General features: G+C 72.9%; 21 protein-coding genes. 3 read left to right on the forward strand and 18 right to left on the reverse strand.

Annotated features, from left to right (window positions below; genetic code table 11):
- Nucleotides 1-84 precede the first annotated feature (84 nt).
- The 15 genes from AB0B40_RS19660 to AB0B40_RS19730 all read right to left on the reverse strand — a co-directional run bounded on the left by AB0B40_RS19660 (nt 85) and on the right by AB0B40_RS19730 (nt 15,593).
- The gene (locus tag AB0B40_RS19660; protein ID WP_345055058.1) at nt 85-750 is read right to left on the reverse strand and encodes a response regulator transcription factor; all 666 of its coding nucleotides are present in this window, start codon (nt 748-750) and stop codon (nt 85-87) included.
- Nucleotides 747-2,099: a histidine kinase gene (locus AB0B40_RS19665; RefSeq protein WP_345055127.1), complete on the reverse strand. Its 1,353-nt coding sequence runs from the start codon at nt 2,097-2,099 to the stop codon at nt 747-749. The genes AB0B40_RS19660 and AB0B40_RS19665 overlap by 4 nt, the downstream gene beginning before the upstream one ends.
- A 177-nt stretch (nt 2,100-2,276) precedes the next feature.
- Nucleotides 2,277-3,224 (reverse strand): alpha/beta hydrolase, encoded by a 948-nt coding sequence (locus AB0B40_RS19670; protein WP_362264716.1) that lies wholly within the window; start codon nt 3,222-3,224, stop codon nt 2,277-2,279.
- 237 nt (nt 3,225-3,461) lie between these two features.
- On the reverse strand, nt 3,462-4,673 hold the full coding sequence (gene kynU, locus AB0B40_RS19675) for a kynureninase (RefSeq protein WP_345055064.1): 1,212 nt from the start codon (nt 4,671-4,673) through the stop codon (nt 3,462-3,464).
- Nucleotides 4,666-5,514: a tryptophan 2,3-dioxygenase family protein gene (locus AB0B40_RS19680; RefSeq protein WP_345055067.1), complete on the reverse strand. Its 849-nt coding sequence runs from the start codon at nt 5,512-5,514 to the stop codon at nt 4,666-4,668. Before AB0B40_RS19680 ends, kynU begins: the two co-directional genes overlap by 8 nt.
- Before the next feature lie 182 nt (nt 5,515-5,696).
- Complete coding sequence (locus AB0B40_RS19685) at nt 5,697-7,004, reverse strand: MFS transporter (protein ID WP_345055069.1); 1,308 nt, start codon at nt 7,002-7,004, stop codon at nt 5,697-5,699.
- Between the two features lie 109 nt (nt 7,005-7,113).
- Nucleotides 7,114-7,527 carry a DUF3151 domain-containing protein gene (locus AB0B40_RS19690; RefSeq protein ID WP_345055072.1) on the reverse strand — a complete coding sequence of 138 codons (414 nt, stop codon included), beginning with the start codon at nt 7,525-7,527 and terminating at the stop codon, nt 7,114-7,116.
- 79 nt (nt 7,528-7,606) lie between these two features.
- Complete coding sequence (locus tag AB0B40_RS19695; RefSeq protein ID WP_345055074.1) at nt 7,607-9,061, reverse strand: MFS transporter; 1,455 nt, start codon at nt 9,059-9,061, stop codon at nt 7,607-7,609.
- Between the two features lie 63 nt (nt 9,062-9,124).
- Nucleotides 9,125-10,147 carry a class II fructose-bisphosphate aldolase gene (fbaA, locus tag AB0B40_RS19700; protein WP_345055077.1) on the reverse strand — a complete coding sequence of 341 codons (1,023 nt, stop codon included), beginning with the start codon at nt 10,145-10,147 and terminating at the stop codon, nt 9,125-9,127.
- Nucleotides 10,148-10,290: 143 nt separating this feature from the next.
- Nucleotides 10,291-10,839 (reverse strand): orotate phosphoribosyltransferase, encoded by a 549-nt coding sequence (gene pyrE / locus AB0B40_RS19705; RefSeq protein ID WP_345055080.1) that lies wholly within the window; start codon nt 10,837-10,839, stop codon nt 10,291-10,293.
- Nucleotides 10,840-10,849: 10 nt separating this feature from the next.
- The gene (locus tag AB0B40_RS19710) at nt 10,850-11,638 is read right to left on the reverse strand and encodes an aldose 1-epimerase (protein WP_345055130.1); all 789 of its coding nucleotides are present in this window, start codon (nt 11,636-11,638) and stop codon (nt 10,850-10,852) included.
- Between the two features lie 87 nt (nt 11,639-11,725).
- Complete coding sequence (locus tag AB0B40_RS19715; RefSeq protein WP_345055082.1) at nt 11,726-12,556, reverse strand: SRPBCC family protein; 831 nt, start codon at nt 12,554-12,556, stop codon at nt 11,726-11,728.
- Between the two features lie 59 nt (nt 12,557-12,615).
- Nucleotides 12,616-14,250 (reverse strand): polyamine aminopropyltransferase, encoded by a 1,635-nt coding sequence (locus AB0B40_RS19720; protein ID WP_362264720.1) that lies wholly within the window; start codon nt 14,248-14,250, stop codon nt 12,616-12,618.
- Nucleotides 14,251-14,349: 99 nt separating this feature from the next.
- On the reverse strand, nt 14,350-14,874 hold the full coding sequence (locus AB0B40_RS19725) for a DUF2617 family protein (protein WP_345055087.1): 525 nt from the start codon (nt 14,872-14,874) through the stop codon (nt 14,350-14,352).
- 332 nt (nt 14,875-15,206) lie between these two features.
- A complete protein-coding gene (locus AB0B40_RS19730; RefSeq protein ID WP_362264722.1) occupies nt 15,207-15,593 on the reverse strand; it encodes a hypothetical protein in 387 nt (128 codons plus the stop codon).
- 140 nt (nt 15,594-15,733) lie between these two features.
- Here AB0B40_RS19730 and AB0B40_RS19735 point away from each other — a divergent pair, with 140 nt between their 5' ends.
- Entirely contained in the window at nt 15,734-16,918 is a 1,185-nt protein-coding gene (locus AB0B40_RS19735) for a pyridoxal phosphate-dependent aminotransferase (protein WP_345055092.1), read from the forward strand.
- A gap of 60 nt (nt 16,919-16,978) precedes the next feature.
- Here the strand turns inward: AB0B40_RS19735 and AB0B40_RS19740 are convergent, their stop codons facing one another.
- Together AB0B40_RS19740 and clpB are read right to left on the reverse strand one after the other, a co-directional pair.
- Nucleotides 16,979-17,509, reverse strand: a complete 531-nt coding sequence (locus AB0B40_RS19740) for a YbjN domain-containing protein (RefSeq protein WP_345055094.1) — start codon at nt 17,507-17,509, stop codon at nt 16,979-16,981.
- Between the two features lie 401 nt (nt 17,510-17,910).
- Nucleotides 17,911-20,508, reverse strand: a complete 2,598-nt coding sequence (clpB, locus tag AB0B40_RS19745; protein ID WP_345055097.1) for an ATP-dependent chaperone ClpB — start codon at nt 20,506-20,508, stop codon at nt 17,911-17,913.
- Nucleotides 20,509-20,633: 125 nt separating this feature from the next.
- Between clpB and AB0B40_RS19750 the strand changes: the two genes are divergently transcribed.
- Nucleotides 20,634-21,047, forward strand: coding sequence for a TIGR03618 family F420-dependent PPOX class oxidoreductase (locus AB0B40_RS19750; protein WP_345055099.1), 414 nt, complete (start codon nt 20,634-20,636; stop codon nt 21,045-21,047).
- Between the two features lie 139 nt (nt 21,048-21,186).
- Here AB0B40_RS19750 and AB0B40_RS19755 read toward each other — a convergent pair whose 3' ends face one another.
- The gene (locus AB0B40_RS19755; protein WP_345055102.1) at nt 21,187-21,522 is read right to left on the reverse strand and encodes a hypothetical protein; all 336 of its coding nucleotides are present in this window, start codon (nt 21,520-21,522) and stop codon (nt 21,187-21,189) included.
- A 312-nt stretch (nt 21,523-21,834) separates the two neighbouring features.
- Here AB0B40_RS19755 and AB0B40_RS19760 point away from each other — a divergent pair, with 312 nt between their 5' ends.
- Nucleotides 21,835-22,845, forward strand: a complete 1,011-nt coding sequence (locus AB0B40_RS19760; protein WP_345055105.1) for a helix-turn-helix transcriptional regulator — start codon at nt 21,835-21,837, stop codon at nt 22,843-22,845.
- Nucleotide 22,846: the final 1 nt, after the last annotated feature.

The raw sequence follows: 22,846 nt of genomic DNA on the forward strand, positions 1-22,846 counted from the left end.
ACGCTAGCGCGCCGTACCGGCGTCTGAACAGGGGTGCCGGACCCCCGTCCGCCTCAGCGCGCGAGCAGGCGCCGTGCCGGGCCGTCAGCCCGGTGTCACCAGACGGGCCTCGTAGGCGAAGACCGCCGCCTGGGTGCGGTCGCGCAGGCCGAGCTTCACCAGGATCCGGCTCACGTGCGTCTTGATCGTCGACTCCGCCACCACCAGGCGTCCGGCGATCTCCGCGTTGGACAGGCCCTGGGCGATGAGGACCAGCACCTCCGTCTCGCGTTCCGTCAGCTCGCCGTACGCCGCCCGGACGGCCGGCACCAGGCGGGGTGTGTCCGCCAGCCGGGAGAACTCGGTGATCAGGCGCCTGGTGACCGAGGGGGCGAGGAGAGCCTCGCCCGCCGCCACCACCCGCACCCCGTCGGCCAGCTGACGGGCCGAGGCGTCCTTGAGCAGGAAGCCGGAGGCTCCCGCACGCAGGGCCTGGTAGACGTACTCGTCCAGGTCGAACGTGGTCAGCACCAGCACCTTCGCCGTCCCGTCCGCGGCGACGATCTCCCGGGTCGCCTCGATGCCGTTCAGCTCCGGCATGCGGATGTCCATCAGGACGACGTCCGGAGCGAGTTCCCGCACCCGCTCCACCGCCTGCCGGCCGTTGACGGCCTCGCCGACGACCTCGATGCCCGGCATCGCGTTCAGCAGCACCGAGAAGCCCTCACGGACCATCATCTGGTCGTCCGCGATCAGTACCCGGATCGTCATGCCATGCCCCCGGCCGCCGTGGCCGCCGGCACCGGCAGGAACACCGTCACCTCATAGCCCCCCTCGGCCGTCGCGGCCGCCGTCATCTCGCCGTTCAGCATCGAGACGCGCTCCCGCATGCCCGTGATGCCGTGCCCGGCGCCGGGCGACGCCTTCACCAGGAGCGGGGCCGGGGGCGGGCCGTTGACCACGCGCAGGCCCAGGCCGCCGAGGACGTAACCGATCTCGACCCGGGCGCTCGCGCCGGGGGCGTGCCGCAGGCTGTTGCTCAGCGCCTCCTGCACGATCCGGTACGCCGACAGCTCCACGCCCTGCGGCAGTTCCCGCACCGCGCCGGTCACCGCCTTCTCCACCCGCAGTCCGGCCTCGCGCACGTTGGCGAGCAGGCCGTCCAGATCGGCCAGGGCGGGCTGCGGGGCGTCCGGGGCCTCGTAGTCCTCCGCGCGGACCACCCCGAGGACCCGGCGCAGTTCGGTCAGGGCGGCCACCGCGTTCTCCCGGATGGTGGCGAACGCCTTCTCCAGCTCCGGCGGCGGATTCTCCACCCGGTACGGCGCGGCCTCCGCCTGGATCGCGACCACCGACATGTGGTGCGCGACCACGTCGTGCAGCTCACGGGCGATGGTCGTGCGCTCCTCCAGCAGGGTGCGCCGCGAGCGCTCGTGCTCGGTCACCGTCTGCTGGGCGGTCACCTCCTGCCGGGCCTCCCGGCGGGTGTGCCGGACGGTGACGGCCAGCAGGACCAGCGCGGAGAGGATGACCATCGGGGCCACGTCGTCGTCGTAGTGCCCCGCACCGAAGACGACGACGCTCCAGACGCCGTAGAACGTGGTCAGCAGCCACATCCAGGCCGCGGTGCGCGGGCGGGTGCGTATCGCCACGACCGTGAGCACCACCAGGTGGGCGAGGAAGCTGCCCGGCACCCAGGGCCAGTCGTCCCAGGCGTCGGAGGCCGCCGAGGTGACCGCGGTGGCCGCGAGCGACAGCCAGAACGCCCCGACCGGACGCACCAGGGTCAGCAGCACCGGTGCCAGCGCGAGGAGCCCGCCCCCCAGCTGCGTCGCCCGGCCTTCGGGGAAGCTCACCGCGTTGGCGAGCAGTGCCACCATGCCGGCGGCGGCCACCAGCACGTGCGGGGTCCACGACGCGTACTCCCGCGCGCGGCCGGGCAGCCGGCGGGTGAGCGGACCGTCGACGGCCATGCGGGGCGTCGGGCGGTAGGCGAAGGCCCCGTGGAACAGGTCCTGCCGCAGCCCCCGCAGGGCGTCGACGGCCAGCCGGAACTCCGGGCTGCGCGGCCGGCCGGCCGCCTCCGGCGGTGTCGTCTGCGTGTGCGTCGTCTCGGTCACAGGGGAAGTCACAGGGGAAACGGTAGGCGCGGGCGCGGGCACGGTCGTCCCCTTGCAGAGGGGTCCTGCGGGATCCCTCTCAGGTACTACGGGCGGGGCCGGGGCCGGCTGCCCTGCCGTGCGGCGCTCGCGTACGACGGGTGTCACCGGGTCCGGCCCGGCTCCGTACCCCGCTGCTCACCAGGCCAGTTGGGCGATCTCCTCGGCCACCACGGCGCAGGCGTCCGCCGCCGGGTCGATCAGCGGGAAGTGCCCCACGTCCTCGAGCAGCGTCAGCCCGGCCGTCTCCCCGGCCTTCGCCGCCGCCTCCGCGTAGGACTCGGCCACCTGGTGCGGTACGTCCAGGTCGGCACGGCCCTGGACGAGGGTCGTGGCGATGCCCGTCGGCAGCAGGAGCGCGGGGTCCGCGTACGGGCGCCGTTCGTCGAAACGGTCCCGTCCGCCGAGGAGTTGCGGGCAGGCGCCGCCGCAGACGTCCAGCTTCCGCGCCACCTCCAGGTCCGCGATCGGGGCCAGCGCGACGACACCGCGCAACGGCACCGGGCGGTCGGTGCGCCAGGGGGCGTCGGCGGGCAGGACGTGACGGGCCGCCGCCCACAGTGCCAGGTGCCCGCCCGCGGAGTGGCCGGTCAGGACCGTGCGGCGGGAATCCGCCTGCGGGAGCGCCTCGCGGGCCAGCGCGGGGAGGGCGTCCAGGGCCGCCGCGACGTCGTCGAAGGTGTCCGGCCAGCGCCCGGCGAGCGGGGTGTCGGCGGCGTCGGCGGACGCCCCGCCCCCGGGTCCGGCCACCCGCCCCTCCCCCGTCTGCTGCCCCGGGATCAGCGGGTCGCCGCCGCGTCTGTACTCGACGTTGGCCACCGCGAAGCCCCTGCGGGCCAGGTAGTCCGCGAACGGGGTGATGTGCCGGCGGTCGTAGCGGGCGCGCCACGCGCCGCCGTGCAGGACGACGACCAGCGGGGCGAGGGGGGTGGCGGCCGACTCCGGGCCGGGGCGCGGGGCGTAGAAGTCGATCACCTGGTCGGGGTGGTCGCCGTACGCGGCGCTGACGTCGGGGTCGACCGGGGGGTGCGAGAAGGCCGACTCCTCTTCAGCGGCGGCGCGGGCTGCCGCGGCGTCGTCCGGCATGCTCCAACCTCTCAGCGAGACGGGGATACCTCCCAGGCTGTCGGCCCTGGGGGAGGGTGTGGCGGACCAGGTGACGACTCGGCCGTCGGCCGGGACGGTACCAGGCCGGTGACGTGCGGGGATACCGGGATGTCACGCACGGTGAGGGTCACACGGTGCAGTGGGGCCACCGGGGACCGGCGCGGGGCCGGGGCGCATCGGGCACGGGCCCGCCGGACCGCCTCGGCCCCGCTCCGGCTAGAGCAGTTCCTCCCCCAGTACCCGGGCCGCCCGCTCCACGTCGCGGAAGCCCACGTACAGCGGGGTGAAGCCGAAGCGCAGGACGTCGGGACGGCGGAAGTCGCCCACCACGCCCCGGGCGATCAGCCGCTTCATCACCTCGCCCGCGTCCGGGCAGCGCAGGGCGATCTGGCTGCCCCGCTCCTCGTGCCGTCCGGGGGTCAGGCACTCCACCCGGCCCGGCTCCGTGTACGCCCCGACGCACTCCAGGAAGAAGTCCGTCAGGGCGAGGGACTTGGCCCGTACGGCGTCGATGGACACGCCGTCCCAGACCTCCAGTGCCGCCTCCAGGGCCAGCAGGGACAGGATGTCCGGCGTGCCGACCCGGCCGCGCGGGGCGCCGGGTGCCGGGGTGTAGACGGGGTCCATGCCGAAGGGCTCGGCGTGGGAGTTCCAGCCCGGCAGCGGGGAGTCGAAGCGGTCCTGCAACTCGCCGCGCACGTACAGGTAGGCCGGCGAACCCGGCCCGCCGTTCAGGTACTTGTACGTGCAGCCGACCGCGAGGTCGACGCCGTGCTCGTCCAGGCCCACCGGCAGCGCGCCCGCGCTGTGGCACAGGTCCCAGACCGCGAGGGCGCCGTGGGCGTGGACCGCGGCGGTGAGGCCCGGGAGGTCGTGCAGCCGGCCGGTGCGGTAGTCGACGTGGTTGAGCAGCACCGCGGCCGTGCGCTCGCTGAGCGCCCCCGGCACCTCGGCCGGGGTCACCGCCCGCAGGGTGCGGCCGGTGAGCCGGGCCGCGGACTCGGCGATGTAGCCGTCCGTGGGGAAGGTCGTCGCGTCCACCAGGAGTTCGTCGCGGCCCTCGCCCGCCATGCGCACCGCCGCGACCAGCGCCTTGAAGACGTTGACGCTCGTCGAGTCGCCGACGACGATCCGGCCGGGGGCGGCGCCCACCAGCGGGGCGATCCGGTCGCCGATCCGCTCGGGCGCCGTCCACCAGCCGCTCTCGTCCCAGGAGCGGATGCGCAGTTCGCCCCACTGGCGACGGACGACGTCCGCCACCCGGTCGGGGACGTTCGCGGGCAGGGCGCCCAGGGAGTTGCCGTCCAGATAGACCCCGGCGGCGTCGGCCTCGTGACCGGAGCCGGTGTCCAGGACGAAGCGCTCCCGCAGGGCCGCCAGGTCGTCCGCCGCGTCCAGTTTCCCGGCTCGCAGGGCCAGCTCAGACATGGGACCTCGCCGTCCACAGCTCCGGGAACACGTTCTTGCGGGCACGCTTCTCCAGCCAGGCCACACCGGCGGAGCCGCCCGTGCCCGCCTTGGCGCCCATCGCGCGCCGGGTGGCGACCAGGTGGTCGTTGCGCCAGCGCCACACCAGCTCGGCCACGTCCGTCAACGCCTCGCCCAGCCGGGCGAGTTCGTCGCTCCCGTCACCCGCGTACACAGCCGTCCAGGCGGCCTCCACCGCCTCCGCCGGCTCGTACCGCCGGGAGACGTCCCGGTGCAGCACGGACGCGGGGATGTCGTGGCCGCGGCGGGCGAGGAGCCGTACCACCTCGTCGTACAGGCTCGGCTCGTGCAGTGCCTTCTCCAGTTCCGCGTGGACGCGCGGGGCGCCCCGGTGCGGTACGAGCATGGACGCGGACTTGTCGCCGAGCAGGAACTCCAGGCGCCGGTACATCGCCGACTGGAAGCCGGAACCCTCGCCGAGCGCGCTCCGGTAGGAGTTGAACTGTGCCGGGGTCAGCTGGCCGAGCGGCTTCCAGGAGGCGTTCAGGGCCTCCAGTTCCCGCACGGACCGCTTCAGCGCGGCGACCGCGGTCGGCACGTCCTCCGAGCGCAGCGCCTTGGCGGCCGTCTCCCACTCGTGCACGATCACCGTGAACCACAGCTCCATGACCTGGGTGGTCACCAGGAAGACCATCTCTCCGGGGTCGTCGGAGAGGGTGTGCTGGAGATGGGTGAGTACGTCCGCCTTCACATAGTCCTCGTACGGCGTCGTCCCCGCGAAGTCCAGGTTCGGGGTCTCGGGCTCAGCGGCCTCGGAAGGGAGGTGAGCCTGTTGGGACATCGCTGTCTCCTGATGTTGCTCCGGGTAGCGGTCCGCCCCTGCCGATGCCGGCACGGGGGCCCCGGTCCCCACCCCGCATCCTCCGCAATGCCCCCGGATACGGCAAGGCCCGCCCGTCGGCGGGCGGGCCGTTGCGGTGAAGAAGGGGGTGCATCCACACAGATCAGCACAGATCTGCGCAGCTACCCGGCTCGTGCGGCCGGGATGCGGCCGTCGCCGAGGGGGGCGCGGCCGAGGGGGGCGCGGCCGACGCCGACCAGCAGGGCGGCCAGGGCCAGCAGCAGGGCCGCCGCCAGAACGGCCGTGTACAGGCCGAGGGCGGAGGCCAGCGCACCGCCCAGGAGACCCCCGAGCGGCATGCTGCCCCAGGCCAGGACCCGGTAGGCGGCTGTCACCCGGCCGGTGAGCGCGTCCGGGATGCGGGCCTGCCGTTCGGAGACCGTGACCACGTTCCACACCACCACCATCAGTCCGTTGACGGCCAGCAGGGCCGCGGCGAACGCGGCCGAGGGGGCGAGCGTGAGCAGACCGAAGGCCGTCGCCGAACCGGCGGCGGAACCGGCCAGCAGCAGCCGAAAGGGCAGCCGGCGGGCCAGCGGGGCGGCGGCCGACGAGCCGACGACACTGCCCACGGCACTCGCCGTCAGAAGCAGCCCGTAGCCCGCGCCCCCGAGGTGCCACTGCTGCCGGGCGAACAGGACCATGACGCCCCAGGCGGCGGCGCTGCCCATGCCCAGCAGGACCGTCGCCAGCGCCAGTACGCGGACCACCGGGTCGCCGCGCAGCCAGCGCAGCCCCCCGGCGACGCCGTGCCGCGAGGACGCCGTCTTCCCCGGCCCGGACGGACCGCACGGCCCGGACGGCCGCGCCGGGCGGAAGCGGCCCCGGAGCCCGGCCAGCAGGGCGACTCCCAGCAGGTAGCTGACGGCGTCGATGCCGGCGGGCAGCCAGTGGGCGACCGCGAACAGGGCGGCACCCGCGGCCGGCCCCGCGAACTGGACGAGCACGGTCGAGCTGCCCTGGAGGAGGCTGTTGGCCCGGACCAGCGAGGCGGCGCCGGCCACGGCGGGGATCACCGCCTGCACGGCGGTGTCGAAGAAGATCTGAGCCGTTCCCAGCGCGAAGAGGACGACCAGCAGCAGCCAGATGCTCCCCGCGTCGAGCGCCACCGCCACCGCCAGGGCCGCCACGAGCAGCGCGCGGCAGCCGTCGGCGGCCAGCAGCACGGCCTTGCGGTCCCAGCGGTCGACCAGCCCGCCCGCCGGCAGCCCGAGGAACAGCCAGGGCGCCTGTGCCGCGGCGGCGGCCGCCGAGACCAGCACCGGGTCCCGGGTCCAGTACGTGGCCAGCAGGGGGAAGGCGCTCAGTTCCAGTCCGTCACCGAGCCCGGAGACCGCTGCCGCGATCCACAGCAGCCAGAAGTCCCGTGACAGCCCCCACAGCCGTGGCGCGCCCGCCCCGCGGGAGGTATCGCTTCGCGGCGCCGGCACGGAAATCCCCCTCCCCAGGCGGCGACGGTCCTCGGCGATGTGCGTGACACCGGCGGGCCCGTCCGCAGCCGGACGGGCCCGCCGGTCACCCCGGTGCTTCCCCCGCGGGTCAGCCCAGGGTCTGGGCGGCCGCCGGGGAGGAGTCCTTCAGGAACTGCGAGCAGCGCTCGTACTCCTCCTGCTCGCCGATCGCCTGCGCGGCGCGGGCGAGGGCGTGCAGGGCGCGCAGGAAACCGCGGTTCGGCTCGTGCTCCCACGGCACCGGGCCGTGGCCCTTCCAGCCGTTGCGGCGCAGGGCGTCCAGGCCCCGGTGGTAGCCCGTACGGGCATAGGCGTACGACTCCACGACCGAGCCCCGCTCGAACGCCTCGTCGGCCAGCTGGGCCCAGGCGAGGGAGGAGGTGGGGCACTTGGCGGCGACGTCCGCCGGCGCGGTGCCCTGGGCGAGCAGCTCGCGGGGCTCCGGCTCGTCGGGGAGGTGGGTCGGGGGCGGACCGCCGAGGAGGTTCTCGTGAATCGTCATGGGTTCAGTCTGGCGCACCGGCAGCCGGACGGCCGAGGCGCGGGGTGGATCACCCGGCCCGGACCCGGCACGGCCCCCGCTACCGCCGGCGCCCGCCCTCCAGCGGCGGCGCGGTCACGTTGCCGTGGGTGCGGCACTGCGGGCGGCAGCACTCCGGACCGGGCCGGCGGACCAGCGTGAAAGCCAGTACCGAGCCCAGCACCAGCACCCCGGCGCAGATCGGCATGGCCCGGTCGAACGCCGCGTCGAACGCCGTGGCCGACCGGTACGCCTCCGGCCCCATCCCCGCCAGCAGCGGCAGTGCCGCCACCGCCACCAGGCCGGCGGCCCGGGCCGCCGCGTTGTTGATGCCGCTGGCCAGGCCCGCCCGGGCGGTGTCGACGGAGGCGAGGACCGTGGCGGTCAGCGGGGCGACCAGGGTGACCATGCCGGCGCCCATCACGAGCAGCGCGGGAAGCACGTCGGTGAGGTAGTGCGCGTCCTGTCCCACCCGCAGCATCAGCAGCATCGCCGCCGCGCACAGCAGCGGGCCCACCGTCAGCGGCAGGCGCGGGCCCGTACGGTCCGCCAGGGCGCCCGAGCGGGACGAGAACAGCAGCATCAGGGCCGTGGTGGGGAGCAGGGCCGTACCGGCGGCGAGCGGCGAGTAGCCCGCCACCACCTGCAGCTGGAGCGCGGTGAGGAAGAAGAAGCCCCCGAAGGCCGCGTAGACGCACAGGGTGACGAGATTGACCGCCGTGAACTGGCGCGAGGCGAAGATGCCCGGCGGGAGCATCGGCTCGGCGCGGTGCCGCTCGACGTACACGAAGGCCACCGCCGCCGCGAGGCCCGCCACCGCGGTCAGGGCGACCGCCAGGGAACCGGCCCTGGCCTCGATGAGCGCGTACGTCACGAGGGCGAGGGCCAGGGCGCCCAGCGCGGCGCCGAGGATGTCGAAGCGGCCGTGGGCCCGGTCGTCGCCCGACTCCGGCACGTGCCGGAGCGCGACCGGCACGCACAGCAGCGCCAGCGGCACGTTGAGCAGGAACACCCAGCGCCAGCCGGGGCCGGCCACCAGCCAGCCGCCCAGGAACGGGCCGACGGCGGCGCCGATTCCGCCGAAGCCGGACCACAGGCCGACCGCCCGGCTGCGGTCGTCGGGGTGGAAGGACGCCTGGATGAGCGCGAGCGAGCCGGGGGTGAGGAGGGCACCGCCGACGCCCTGCAAGGCACGGGCGGCGATCAGTACGGGCGGGTTCGGCGAGAGGCCGCACAGCAGGGAGGCGGCGGCGAACCACACGACGCCCAGCAGGAAGACCTTCCGGCGGCCGAACCGGTCCCCGAGCGAGCCGCCCAGCAGGATGAGACCGGCCAGCGTGACCATGTACGCGTTGACCGTCCACTGCAGCGCGGCGAGGTTCGCGTCCAGGTCGCGGCCGATGCGCGGCAGGGCGACGTTGACGACGGTGGAGTCCAGCAGCGCCATGCTGGAGCCGAGGATCGTGGTGAGCAGGATCCACTTGCCCTGGGGCGAGGCCAGCCGGACATCGGGCATGCCCCCAGGTATACAGCGGGCCCGGCGGCTTGGACAGCCACCGGGCCCGCCGAGGGGTACCGCTTACTTGATCTTGTTGCCCGCCGAGCGCAGGTGCTGCGTGGCCTCGACGACACGCGCGGCCATGCTCGCCTCGGCCAGCTTGCCCCAGGTGCGCGGGTCGTAGGCCTTCTTGTTGCCGACCTCGCCGTCGACCTTCAGGACGCCGTCGTAGTTCGCGAACATGTGACCGGCGACCGGACGGGTGAAGGCGTACTGGGTGTCGGTGTCGAGGTTCATCTTCACGACGCCGTTCTCCAGCGCGGTCCGGATCTCCTCCTCGGAGGAGCCGGAGCCGCCGTGGAAGACGAAGTCGAACGGGGACTCCTTGCCGAACCGGGCGGCGACGCCCTCGTTCAGCTCCTTCAGCAGCTCGGGACGCAGTACGACGTTGCCCGGCTTGTACACGCCGTGCACGTTGCCGAAGGAGGCGGCGAGCAGGTAGCGGCCCTTCTCGCCCAGGCCGAGGGCCTCGGCGGTGCGGATCGCGTCGTCGACCGTGGTGTAGAGGGAGTCGTTGATCTCGTGGGAGACGCCGTCCTCCTCGCCACCGGTCGGGGTGATCTCCACCTCGAGGATGATCTGCGCGGCGCGGGCCTGCTCCAGCAGCTCCTGCGCGATCGCCAGGTTGTCGGCGAGCGTCTCGGCCGAGCCGTCCCACATGTGCGACTGGAACAGCGGGCCGAGACCGGCCTCGACGCGCTTCTTGGAGAGCGCGAGCAGCGGACGTACGTACCCGTCGAGCTTGTCCTTCGGGCAGTGGTCCGTGTGCAGCGCGATGTTGACCGGGTACTTCTCGGCGATGATGTGCGCGAACTCGGCGAGCGCGACCGCGCCGGTCACCATGTCCTTGCTGTACTGGCCGCCGAGGAACTCGGCACCGCCGGTCGAGATCTGGACGATGCCGTCGCTCTCCGCCTCCGCGAAGCCGCGCAGCGCCGCGTTCAGGGTCTGGCTCGAGGTGACGTTGATGGCCGGGTAGGCGAACTTGCCTGCCTTCGCCCGGTCGAGCATCTCGTTGTAGACCTCAGGGGTTGCGATGGGCATCTGTCCGCTCCTTGAGTGTGCGGGTCGGCGTGCTGCGTTACGGCCCTGACCTAGACCTTGGGGGTGACGTCATCGTCGCCCCCATCTTTCCAGACACGGGGCGCTGGTCCACGCCCCCGCCAAGTCCAGGTCAAAGGAGCGTGTCAGTCCAGACCCAGTTCATCCTTCGAGAAGGCGAAGCGGTAGGGGACACCCGCGCCGGCCTCGATCTTCTCGGCGGCGCCGGTCGCCCGGTCCACGATGGTCGCGACGGCGACGACCTCGGCCCCGGCCTCGCGCACGGCCTCCACCGCGGTCAGCGGGGAGCCGCCGGTGGTGGAGGTGTCCTCCACCACCAGGACCCGGCGGCCCGCGATGTCCGGGCCCTCGACGCGCCGCTGCAGCCCGTGCGCCTTGGCGGCCTTGCGGACGACGAAGGCGTCCAGCTTCCGCCCGCGCGCGGCGGCGGCGTGCAGCATGGCGGCGGCGACCGGGTCGGCGCCCATGGTGAGCCCGCCGACGGCGTCGAACTCCAGGTCCGCGGTCAGGTCCAGCAGCACCTGGCCGACCAGCGGGGCGGCCTCGCCGTCGAGGGTGATGCGGCGCAGGTCGACGTAGTAGTCGGCCTCCAGACCGGAGGAGAGGGTCACCTTGCCGTGCACCACGGCCTTGTCCTTGATCTGCTGAAGCAGCGCGCCACGTTCGTCCGTCATGCCGACCAGCTTAGAGCCGCCGCCAGCTCCAGGTGGTCGTGGCCTCCAGCGGTTCCAGCGGGGTGACCAGGCGCGGGAGGGTGTTCAGACCGTTGGGCGGCCCGGTCTGCGGCTCCACGCAGACGGCCTCCGCCTGCTCGTCGTAGACCACCACCCACTCCTCGCGGCTGGTCACCTTCAGTTCGAGCCGGCCGGGCCAGGTGAGGGTGACGTCGACGCCGCCGGGCATGCCGAAGCAGTCGTCCCAGGGGCCCGGCTTCGGGTCGATCCGGTTGCCGGTGGGCAGGTGGTCGTCGCCGCGCTCCTCCTGCCAGGCGGGCTTGAAGTCGAGCTGGGCGCCCGAGCCGCCGAGGTCGCGGTTGAACCAGGGGTGCCAGCCGAGCTGCGCCGGGAAGGAGTCGTCGTACGTCTCCACGGACATCGTCAGGGTCAGGGCGTCCTCGGCGAGCGTGACGACCTGGGTGACCCGGCCGGGATGCGGCCAGGGGTCGGTCAGCTCGTGCGTGATCACCGCCTCGTTCGCGGAGACGCGCGCGGTGCGCCAGTCGCCGTCGCGGGCGGTGCCGTGGATGGCGTGCGGCGGGGAGTTGAGCGGCATCTGGCGGACCGTACCGCCGTCCAGGAAGCGGCCGTCCCGGATCCGGCCGCACCAGGGCACCATCGGGAAACAGCCGTAGCGCTGTCCCTGCCTCAGCAGTTCCAGGGAGTCGACCTTCAGGCCGCTGATACGGCCGCCGTTGCCGGGGCTGACGCGGACCTCCGCGTCGCCTGCTGTCAGCGTGATGTCTTCGTTACTCAGCACGGGACGACAGTACTGCGGGGACCGGCCGGGGCGGCTGCCGCGGTCGCGTCGCGGTCGCCCGCGCCTTGCGAAGGGCGCCTGCGCTCAGCGGCGTCTGCGCAGTGCCCTGGACACGACGATCGCCGACGCCACGGCCAGCGCCGCCGCGGGCGCCGCCCAGCGCAGTGCCGACGTCGCCGTCATCGTCTGGGGCGGGGGCACCGGGGCGTACCGGCCCCGCGGCGGGGCGTGGTCGACCTCCTCGGCACTGCGGCCGATCATCGTCCGGCGCGCGTGCGCGGCCTCGGCGGGCGGTTCGCCGGTGTCCGCGAAGTCCCCGGAGAACCGGTCGGGGTACTCGACGCCGCTGTCGGCGTCGCTGCCGGTGTCGGCGTCGCTGCCGGTGTCGGCGTCCAGGGAGGGCGGGGGCACCTCGGTGTCGAAGACGGAAGACCGGGCCGGCCCGGTGTCCGCGGCGCCGTGCCCCTCCTCGTCCGGCTCGGGCCGCCGTTCGTCCCGCTCCGCCGCCAGGCCCTCCACGCAGCGGTTCAGCAGCCTGGTCGCCGCCGAGGACACCGCGTCCGCCGGCAGTTCGGTGATCCGTCCGTCCGCGGCGGCCGTGCCCTCGACCGTGACCGTGCAGCCGCCGTCGGTGTCCGTGAGGCGCAGGGTCAGGGCGAGCTTGACCGAGCCGCTCCCGCGGGCCTCGGTGGCGTCGCCCTCCACGGCGTACGTGCCGTCCTCCCGGGCCGTCACCCGCAGGGCGCCCCGGTAGGTGACGGAGTGGCCGCCGACGCGCAGCTTGAGCCGTCCGGCGACCGGTTCGGCACCCGCGTCCTGCTGCAGTCCGGGGACCGCCCGGGCGACGCGTACGGGGTCGGCCAGCGCGGCGCCGAGCCTCTGGGCGGGGACCGGGACGAAGACCTGGTGCTCCATGTCCGCTGAGCCTACCCAGTCATGACCGGAACTCACCCTGCCGTGAAGGCGACAAGCGCTCAGTAGCGCGGATGCACCAGCGTCGACGCGGGCAACCCGGCGATCCGGGTCCGCCGCGCCGCCTGCCCGTCCGCCACCAGCCCGGCCCGCGTCAGAGTCCGGGGCCGGTCGGCGCCGAGCCGCAGGGGTGGCGGGGTGCGGCCCGGGGCCGCCAGCAGGAAGCCCCAGTCGTGCGGTGCCCGGGAGGCGCCCGGCGGGCGGTCGGGGCCGGCCGCGAAGCCGGAGTCGTGGCCGGCCACCCGGTAGGGGGAGACGGCGAAGCCGGCCGTGCGCAGGGTCGCGGCGACGGTCCAGAAGGCGCGGGGACGGCTGGTCACGGGCCCGGCGTGCACCACCAGGCGGCCGTCCGCGGTCAGCGCCCGGCGGGCCAGGCCGTAGAACTCCTGGGAGTACAGCTTGGTGCTGGCGGTGATCCCGGGGTCGGGCAGGTCGGCGATCACGACGTCGTACGCCGGCCCCCGCACCGCCCGCAGCCAGGCGAGCGCGTCGGCGGTGTCGACGTGGACCCGCCGGTCGGTGAGGGCGTGCCCGTTGGCGGCGGCCAGGCCGGGGTCCCGGCGGGCGAGGACGACCAGGCCCGGGTCGAGGTCGACGACGTCGACGCGGCGCACCCCGCGGTGGCGCAGCACCTCGCGGGCGGCCAGGCCGTCACCGCCGCCGAGGATCAGGACACGCGCGTGCGGGCCGGCCAGGGCCGGGTCCACCAGGGCCTCGTCGTACCGGTGTTCGTCCCCGCCGCCGGCCCGGAGCCGGCCGTCGAGGAAGAGGTGGAGGGGGCGGCCGTGGGTGCCGCCCGCCAGCACGACCTCCTGTACGCCGGTCCGCACGGCCACCCGGACGTCCCCGCCGTACACGGCGCGGCGCGCGGCCCGTTCGAAGTCGCCGGCGAGCGCGGCGGCGGAGCCGAGGACTGCCAGGACGACGAGCCCGGCGAGCAGGAGCGTCCAGCGGGCGCGGCGGCCGAGGTCGCGGCGGAAGAGACCGAGGACCAGGGCACTGCCCGCGATCACGTTGACCGCGCCGGTCAGCAGCGCTCCGGTCAGCTGGCCCAGGAACGGCAGCAGGAGGAAGGGAAAGGCGAGGCCGCCGACCAGGGCGCCCACGTAGTCCGCGGCGAACAGGTCGGCCACCGCGCCGCCCGCGTCCTGCCGGCGGATGCGCTGGATCAGCTCCATCAGCAGCGGGACCTCGGCGCCGATGAGCAGGCCGATGGCGAGGGAGAAGGCGACCAGGAGGCAGCGCGGCCCGTCGGCCCACAGGCCGCCCCAGCCGGCGGTCCAGGCGAACACGGCGTACAGCGCCATCGCGCTGCATCCGCCGACCAGCGCGATGGCCGACTCCACCGCCCCGAAGCCGGCGGCGGCGTGCCAGCGCAGCCGCTTGGCGCCGAGGGAGCCGATCCCCATCGCGAACACCATCACGGACAGCACCACGGACGCCTGGGTGACCGAGTCGCCGATCAAGTACGAGGCGAAGGCGACCAGTTCGAGCTCGTACACGAGTCCGCAGGCCGCGCAGACGAAGACGCACACGAGGACCAGGAACCGCCCGGTGCCGGGCCGGACGGGCAGCCGGGCGGGCCCTGTCCAGGTGGGCGGGGCGCCCGGGGGCGCGGGGGCGTGCGGTTCGATCACGCTGCGACGTTACGTCACGCACTCGGGACGCTTCGTCACCCACACGTGTGGAAACGGGGGCAGTTGACACAGGGCGGGTTTATGCCGACCGCACGGTGATCAGCCGGTCTGGGCCACCTGCGCCCGCACCCCGACCCGGGTCCGGGTGGCCACCAACTGCCCGTCCTGCGGGTAGGCGTGCCAGGTCCGCCAGTGCACCTGCCCCTCGTGCCGCTGGGCCAGCATCGCCGTGAAGGCGTGCGGGCTGCCGGGGAAGACACCGGCGAGGCCGTGCGGATGGTCGGAGACGAGGGCCAGCAACTCCTGGGCGCGGCCGGCGAACGATCCGGGGGTGAGCACCTCCACGCGGGCGGCGAACTCGTACTCCCAGTCGTCGACGCGTTTGGCGACGCCCAGGGGCAGCGGTGTGCTGGATCCGGGGATGCAGGCGACCGTCTCCGAGCAGCGGCCCCGCTCCTCCTCCAGGAGCACCTGGTGGGAGGCCCCGAGCAGGCGCAACTGGAGTTTGGCGTCCGCGAGTTCGAGGTCGAGGGTGGCCAGGGCGGGCAGCGGTTCGCGACCCAGGGCCCAGGCGAGGTCGGCAGCGCGCGTATCGGTGTAGGAGGTGTTCAGGGTCGTGAGCATGGATCGGCTCCGCTAACACGCAAGGAGGGGGAGTTCGGCCATGTCAGCCCAGCCGGCCCGGCCGGGGTGGGGAGTCAGTGGGGACGTCCGAGGGGCTGCGTTGGCGATGTAGAGGGAATCATGAACGGGGGCGACACCACAGCGTTTTTACCCAAGTTCGTGCGGTTTCCATCCCTCAGAGGGCTGCACAGTTCAACTGTTCAACCATGGCGTACGCCGAGCGCGGATCCGGACGCGGCGAGCGCCCGCCGGATGTCCTGCCCGGCGGGCGCCCGCCCCGTGCGGCGGCCCGGATACGGATCCCCCTGTTCCGGAAGCTCAGCTGCCCCGTGTCAGCTGCCTCCCCCGCATCCGCCCCCGCCGCCGCACGAGGAACCCCCGCCGCACGACGATCCCCCGCCGCACGACGAGGAGCCACCGCAGGAGGAGGAGCCACCGCACGAGTGGCCCCCGTGGCCCCCGTGGTGCCCGCCGTGTCCCCCCGACGAGCCGGAGTCACCGCCACCGACCCACCAGCTGCTCGCGCCCGCCTCGCCCGCGTGGGACGAGGACGACGACCGGCGGGAGGACCCCCTTCGCCCGCAGCTCTTGCCGAGCGACACCCTGGTGCGCCGGTTCCGGCGGGCCTGGCTCGCCGAGATGACCATGACCACGACCACGACCACGACCACGACCACGACCACCGCCAGGATGATGCCTTCGATCACGTTGTCACTCATGGCGTCACCCTCCTTCCGTTCCCCCGAAGCGGCCCCCCGTGGGCCCCTCGCCTTCACCGCGTCCCGCGCGGTGCCGGGGGGATGCCCGGCCGGCACGACGCCCAAAGCAGAGTTGAGGAACTCCAGAGCTTGAGCGCAGGATGGCCGGCATGACCTCCAGCGCACGTCCTCATCTCAACCGCAGGCTCGCCGAATTCGGCACGACGATCTTCGCCGAGATGTCGGCGCTCGCCGTCTCGACCGGGTCGATCAACCTGGGCCAGGGCTTCCCCGACACCGACGGCCCCGAGGAGATCCGGGAGGCCGCCGTGCGGGCCCTGCGCGACGGCCGCGGCAACCAGTACCCGCCGGGCCCCGGCATCCCCGAGCTGCGTACCGCGATCGCCGCGCACCAGCAGCGCCGCTACGGTCTGGTCTACGACCCCGACAGCGAAGTGCTGGTCACGGCGGGCGCGACGGAGGCGATCGCGGCCTCGTTGCTGGCGCTGGTCGAGCCGGGCGACGAGGTGGTGGCACTGGAGCCCTACTACGACTCGTACGCGGCGAGCATCGCGATGGCCGGCGGCAGGCGGGTGCCGGTGACCCTCAGGCCGCACGAGGGAAGCTTCCGCCTGGACCTGGACGAGCTGCGCGCGGCGGTCACCGACCGCACCCGGCTGCTGCTGGTCAACACTCCGCACAATCCGACCGGTACGGTCCTCACGCGCGCGGAGCTGACCGCGATCGCCGAACTGGCGGTCGAGCGGGATCTGCTGGTGGTGACCGACGAGGTCTACGAACACCTCGTCTTCGACGACGCCGGACACCTGCCGCTGGCCGCGTTCCCGGGGATGCGCGAGCGCACGGTGAGCATCGGGTCGGCGGGGAAGACGTTCTCGTTCACGGGCTGGAAGGTCGGCTGGGTGACCGGGTCGCCGGACCTGGTCCGCGCGGTCCGCGCGGTCAAGCAGTTCCTGACGTACGTCTCCTCGGGCCCGTTCCAGTACGCGGTGGCCGAGGCCCTCGCCCTGCCCGACGCCTACTTCGAGGAGTTCCGCCGGAGCATGCGGGAGCGCCGGGACATCCTGGCGGAGGGGCTGACGGCCGCTGGCTTCGAGGTGTTCCGGCCGGCCGGCACGTACTTCATCACCACCGACATCCGTCCCCTGGGGGAGAAGGACGGCTTCGCCTTCTGCCGCGCCCTGCCCGAGCGGGCGGGCGTGGTGGCCATCCCCAACGCGGTCTTCTACGACGACCGGGAGGCGGGGGCGCCGTTCGTGCGGTTCGCCTTCTGCAAGCGGGAAGAGGTCCTCCGCGAGGCCGCGGAGCGGCTGCGGGGCATGTGAGAGCGGCGCACGTGCGGGTGCGGTCCGGGGGCGCCGAGCCCCCGGACCGGCCGGGACCGCCTACTCCTCGTCGCCCTCGGGCTCGTCGGAGTCGTTGACCTCCTCCTCCAGGCCGAGCTGCTCGACCAGCCACTTGTCGAACTCGATCGCGGCCCGCACCCAGCTGACCGTGGAGGAGACGAAGTGGTTGATGTCGACGCCCGTGCCGATCAGCATCTGGGCCTCGCCGATCAGGCGGACGGTGCCGTCGTCGTGGGTGTGGGTGTACACCTTGGGCCACAGGGTGCGGCGGTTCCAGTCGTCGAGGGACTCCAGCAGCTGCGGCTTCTCGTCGATCTTGTGGGGGCGGTCGTAGAACGTCCGCACCGAAAAGATCGCCTGCTCCTCCTCACCGCGGAACATGAAGTAGGTGCGGAACTGCTCCCACGGCGCGGCGAGGTCACCCTCCTCGTCGACGACGTACTTCAGCTCCATCTGGTCGAGAAGCTGCTTCACCAGGTCCTGATCCGGGAGGACGGGGCCCGCCGGTCCTTGGGGCTGCGGTTCGGGCTGGCCCCCGAAATTCGGAATCGAGGACGGGTCGATGCTCACCGTGTTTTTCCCTTCATGCGGATGCAGCCATCCTCCCCCATGCGGGGAGGGGGGTGGCAAGCCCCGACGGGGCCCTGTCGGCCTGTGGCTGACATGATCCGGCTGGACGGGTGCAGGGGGCGGGCGAAGGGGGGCCGGCGTGGCGGCACAGGGGCGGCGCGGAAGGCGGAATTACGCGGTGAGCGCAACAGGTGTGCCGAGAGCGGTGCGCTGGGCCCTGTGGGCCCTGTGGTGGGGTTGCCTGGCCTTCTCGGTGTGGTTTTTCCGGGAGCTGTACATCGCTATGACCAGCGTCTGAGCCGGCCGCCGGGGGGTTCCGGAACGCCGGCGGCCCCCGCGCCGGCCACCGCGCGGTGGTCGTGGCGGGGGCCGTACCGTGCCGGCGGCCGGAACCGTCCCGGCTACAGCGTCTTGCCCGTCGCCGGGCCGACCAGCAGGCCCTCGCCGGAGCGGTCCACGCGCACGGTGTCGCCGTCCTTGATCTCGCCGGACAGGATCTCCTTGGCGAGCCGGTCGCCGATGGCGGTCTGGACGAGGCGGCGCAGCGGCCGGGCGCCGTAGGCCGGGTCCAGGCCCTCCTCGGCGAGCCAGGCCAGCGCCTCCTGGGTGATCTCCAGGCTGAGGCGCCGCTCGGCGAGCCGCTTGGCCAGGCGGTCGATCTGGAGCTGCGCGATCCGCTCCAGCTCCGGCTTGGTCAGCGCGGAGAAGACCACCAGGTCGTCGAGCCGGTTGAGGAACTCCGGCTTGAAGGAGGACCGGACGACCTCCAGCACCTGTTCCTTCTTCTCCGCCTCGCTGGTGATCGGGTCGATCAGGAACTGGCTGCCCAGGTTGGAGGTGAGCACCAGGATGGTGTTGCGGAAGTCGACCGTGCGGCCCTGTCCGTCCGTCAGGCGGCCGTCGTCCAGCACCTGGAGCAGGATGTCGAAGACCTCGGGGTGGGCCTTCTCCACCTCGTCCAGCAGGACGACGCTGTACGGACGGCGCCGCACCGCCTCCGTCAGCTGGCCGCCCTCCTCGTAGCCGACGTAGCCGGGAGGCGCGCCGACCAGCCGGGCCACGCTGTGCTTCTCGCCGTACTCCGACATGTCGATGCGGACCATGGCCCGCTCGTCGTCGAAGAGGAAGTCCGCGAGCGCCTTGGCGAGTTCGGTCTTGCCGACACCGGTGGGGCCGAGGAAGAGGAAGGAGCCGGTCGGGCGGTCGGGGTCGGCGATGCCCGCGCGGGAGCGGCGTACGGCGTCGCTGACCGCCCGGACCGCCTCGCCCTGCCCGATGAGCCGGCGGCCGATCTCGTCCTCCATCCGCAGCAGCTTCTGCGTCTCGCCCTCCATCAGGCGGCCGGCCGGGATGCCGGTCCAGGCGGCGACGACGTCGGCGATGTCGTCGGAGCCGACCTCCTCCTTGACCATGGTGTCCCTGGCGACCTCCTCCTCGGCCTCGGAGGCGGCCTCCAGCTCCTTCTCCAGCTCCGGGATCTCGCCGTAGAGCAGCTTGGCGGCGGTGTCGAAGTCGCCGTCGCGCTGGGCCCGTTCGGCCTGGCCGCGCAGGTCGTCGAGCTTCTCCTTCAGCTCACCGACCCGGTTGAGGGACTGCTTCTCCTTCTCCCAGCGGGCGGTGAGGCCGCGCAGCTCCTCCTCCTTGTCGGCGAGGTCGCGGCGCAGCTTCTCCAGGCGGGCGAGGGAGGCCGGATCGGTCTCCTTGCCGATCGCCAGCTCCTCCATCCTCAGCCGGTCGACGGCGCGCTGGAGTTCGTCGATCTCGACGGGGGACGAGTCGATCTCCATGCGCAGCCGGGAGGCGGCCTCGTCCACCAGGTCGATGGCCTTGTCCGGCAGGAAGCGGGAGGTGATGTACCGGTCGGAGAGGGTGGCGGCGGCCACCAGCGCGCTGTCCGCGATCTGCACCTTGTGGTGCGCCTCGTACCGCCCCTTCAGACCGCGCAGGATGGCGATGGTGTCCTCGACGCTCGGCTCGGCGACCAGCACCTGCTGGAAGCGGCGCTCCAGGGCGGGGTCCTTCTCGATCCGCTCCCGGTACTCGTCCAGGGTGGTGGCGCCCACCATGCGCAGCTCACCGCGGGCGAGCATGGGCTTGAGCATGTTGCCCGCGTCCATGGCGGAGTCACCGCCGGCGCCCGCGCCCACCACGGTGTGCAGCTCGTCGATGAAGGTGATGATCTGACCGTCGCTGTCCTTGATCTCGGCCAGGACGGCCTTCAGGCGTTCCTCGAACTCGCCGCGGTACTTGGCACCGGCGACCATCGCGCCGAGGTCGAGCGCGACGAGCCGCTTGTCCTTCAGCGACTCGGGCACGTCCCCCTTGACGATCCGCTGGGCGAGCCCCTCCACGACGGCGGTCTTGCCGACGCCCGGCTCGCCGATGAGCACGGGGTTGTTCTTCGTCCTCCGGCTCAGCACCTGGACGACCCGCCGGATCTCCTGGTCCCGTCCGATGACCGGGTCCAGCCGGCCCTCGCGGGCGGCGGCGGTGAAGTCGGTGCCGAACTTCTCCAGGGCCTTGTACTGGCCTTCGGGATCGGCGGTGGTCACGCGGCGTCCTCCCCTGGCCTTCCGGAAGGCCTCCAGCAGCTTCTTCGCCTGGGCGCCCTGCTCCTTGAGCAGGTCGGCGGCGGCGCCGCCCTTCGCGGCGATGCCGATCAGCAGGTGCTCGGTGGACAGGTAGTCGTCCCCGAGGTCCTTCGCGCGCTCACCGGCGTCCGCGATCACGGACAGCAGCTCACGGTTGGGCTGCGGGGGCGCCACGGTGGACCCGGCCACGCTGGGCAGCGAGCCCAGGATCCGCTCCGCGCCCGCGCGTACGGCCGCCTGGTCGGCTTCGACCGCGGCGAGCAGATCGGTGATGTTCTCGTTCTCCTGCCCCTGGAGCAGAGCCAGCAGCAGGTGAGCGGGGGTGAGGTCCGGGTGCCCCTCGGTCAGCGCGCGATTGCTCGCCGCGTTGATGGCGTCCCGGCTCCTGTTGGTCAGCTCGGCGTCCACGTTGTCCGTTCTCCTCCTCGACCGCGCTCCACTGCTGACTTAACCAGCGTACACAAAGTTGAGTCTATCCAACTCAAGATGGGAAGGGGAGTGCTCGGCGGGCGTTCCACGGCTAGGTTGCGCCCATGACAAGGCACTCCGTGGACCCGACTTCCCCCGACGAGCCGTACCTCGCCTTCTGGCGCGAACGGCACCTGTGCACCCTGACGACCCTGCGTCCCGACGGCAGCCCGCACGTGGTGCCGGTGGGGGTGACGTACGACCCCGAGGCCCGGCTGGCCCGGGTGATCACCAGCGGCACGAGCGCGAAGGCCGGGCACGTGCGCGCGGCCGGCCCCGAGGGCGCCCGGGTCGCGGTGTGCCAGGTGGCCGGCCGGCGCTGGGCGACGCTGGAGGGACGGGCGCGCGTGCGGACCGAGCCGGAACGGGTGACGGAGGCGGAACGGCGCTACGCCGAGCGCTACGAACGGACACCCCGCCCGAATCCGGCACGCGTGGTGATCGAGATCGAGGTCGAGCGGGCGCTGGGACACCTGTGAAGAGTTTCAGCCACCGTGCCCACGGCCCCATAGCGGGAAATGTCCCCGCAAAACTACAGCGGCGTCACCGTGTTCAGGTCACGGTGACGCCGCTGCGGGGGGAAGCACCTGAGCGATGTGTTACGACGGGGGAATCGCTTCAGGCACTGCGGGGGGTGGCCGAGATGGTCGTGAGGTCGGACTCCTCCGGCTCGCACAGCCGGTGGTCCCGCTGGTCAAGGTTCACAAAGATCATTCCGTACCGGATGGCACATCGCACCGGCTGCGGCGCGCCACGCGGCTTGCGCAGGCACCGGTACGCCCGCACGTCGCCGTCCTCGTCCCGTGTGACGACGACCGGTTCACCGAACACGGTCACCATCAGCGAGTCACCGCTGTGGGGGATGGCGGTGACCAGGTCGATGAAGTGCCAGCCGGAGCGATAGGCCGTGGCCATCTCGCGACGGAAGGAACGGTCGTCGGGTGGAGTCGTCACATCAGCTCCCCGCCACACTGGCCGTCGACTTCGCTGCCGCTACGGCCGGCCAGACGCTGTCCGCCACCACATGCCCCTTCGGGGCGAGCGGCCAGACACTGTCGCCCGCGTCATCACCCCTGCCGCCGGACCCTCCAGCGAGAACCCCGACGGTCGCGACGGCGGCGAAGGTGGCGACAAGCACCGAGCGAAGCAATCTGTTACGCATAGTCGGCTTCGTCCTCACTTGAAGGTCCCCTCTTCCCCCGTCGAGTACGACGATGGCTCATTCGGGCACATCATTGCCACACGATCGGTGCATCATGTTCCTGCATGTTCAGGACCCTGGGGGGTGGAGATTTGGTAGTGAATCAGACTAAGGCGACACATCCCCATGCGGTGACCGAGATGTGCGAAGAAGGCGGCCAACTTTATGCCGCCGCCCTGCGTACCGGGCGAATCGCTCGGGACGACGTGGCGTCGGCACCCTGCCTCATGGAGTTCGCCCTCCTCCATCCCGACCCCGACGACCCGGACCTGCTGCGCCCGGTGCCGCCGGCCGTCGCCCTCGCCCAGCGGCTCAATCCCATCGAGCACGAGATCACCGAGCGCAGACGGCAGTCGATCCAGCTGTCCGACGTCTTCGCCCCCTTCATGGCGCTCGGCGCCCAGATGTCGACCACCAGCGACTCGATCACCGTGTGGGAGGGCAGCGAGCGGATCAACGCGGCGCTCAACCTGGCCACGTCCCAGTGCCAGACCGAGATGCTCACCGTCCAGCCGAGCGGCCACCGGCCCGAGCACAGCCTCAAACAGGGGCTGGGCCGCGACCGGCCGCTGATCGAGCGCGGGGTGCGCATCAGAACCCTCTACCCGCACACCGCCCGGTACAGCTCCGAACGGCTGGACTACGCCTCCCGGCTCTCCGACGGCAAGGTGGAGCAGCGCACCATCGACGGGCTGGTCGAGCGGCTCATCATCTGCGACCAGACCGTCGCCTTCATCCCGACCCGGGACGACCAGAAGGTCGCCCTGGAGATCCGTCAACCGGGCCTCGTGGGCTACCTCATCAAGGTGTTCGAGTTCATGTGGGACCGCGCGGTCCCGCTGAGCGCCGGCGCGCCCTACGAGACCGCCCCCGACGGCATCACCGAGATCCAGCACTCCATCGCGAAGCTGCTCGTGGAAGGCCATGTGGACGAGGCGATCGCCCGGCGCCTGGGCATGAACGTCCGTACCTGCCGCGCCCACATCGCCAAACTCGCCCAGGCCCTCGGCAGCGGCAGCCGCGCCCAGCTCGGCTATCTCATCGCCCAGTCCGGCATCCTGGACCGGAACCTGTGAC

It is taken from the genome of Streptomyces sp. NPDC042638 (assembly GCF_040647235.1).
GTDB lineage: Bacteria > Actinomycetota > Actinomycetes > Streptomycetales > Streptomycetaceae > Streptomyces > Streptomyces rameus.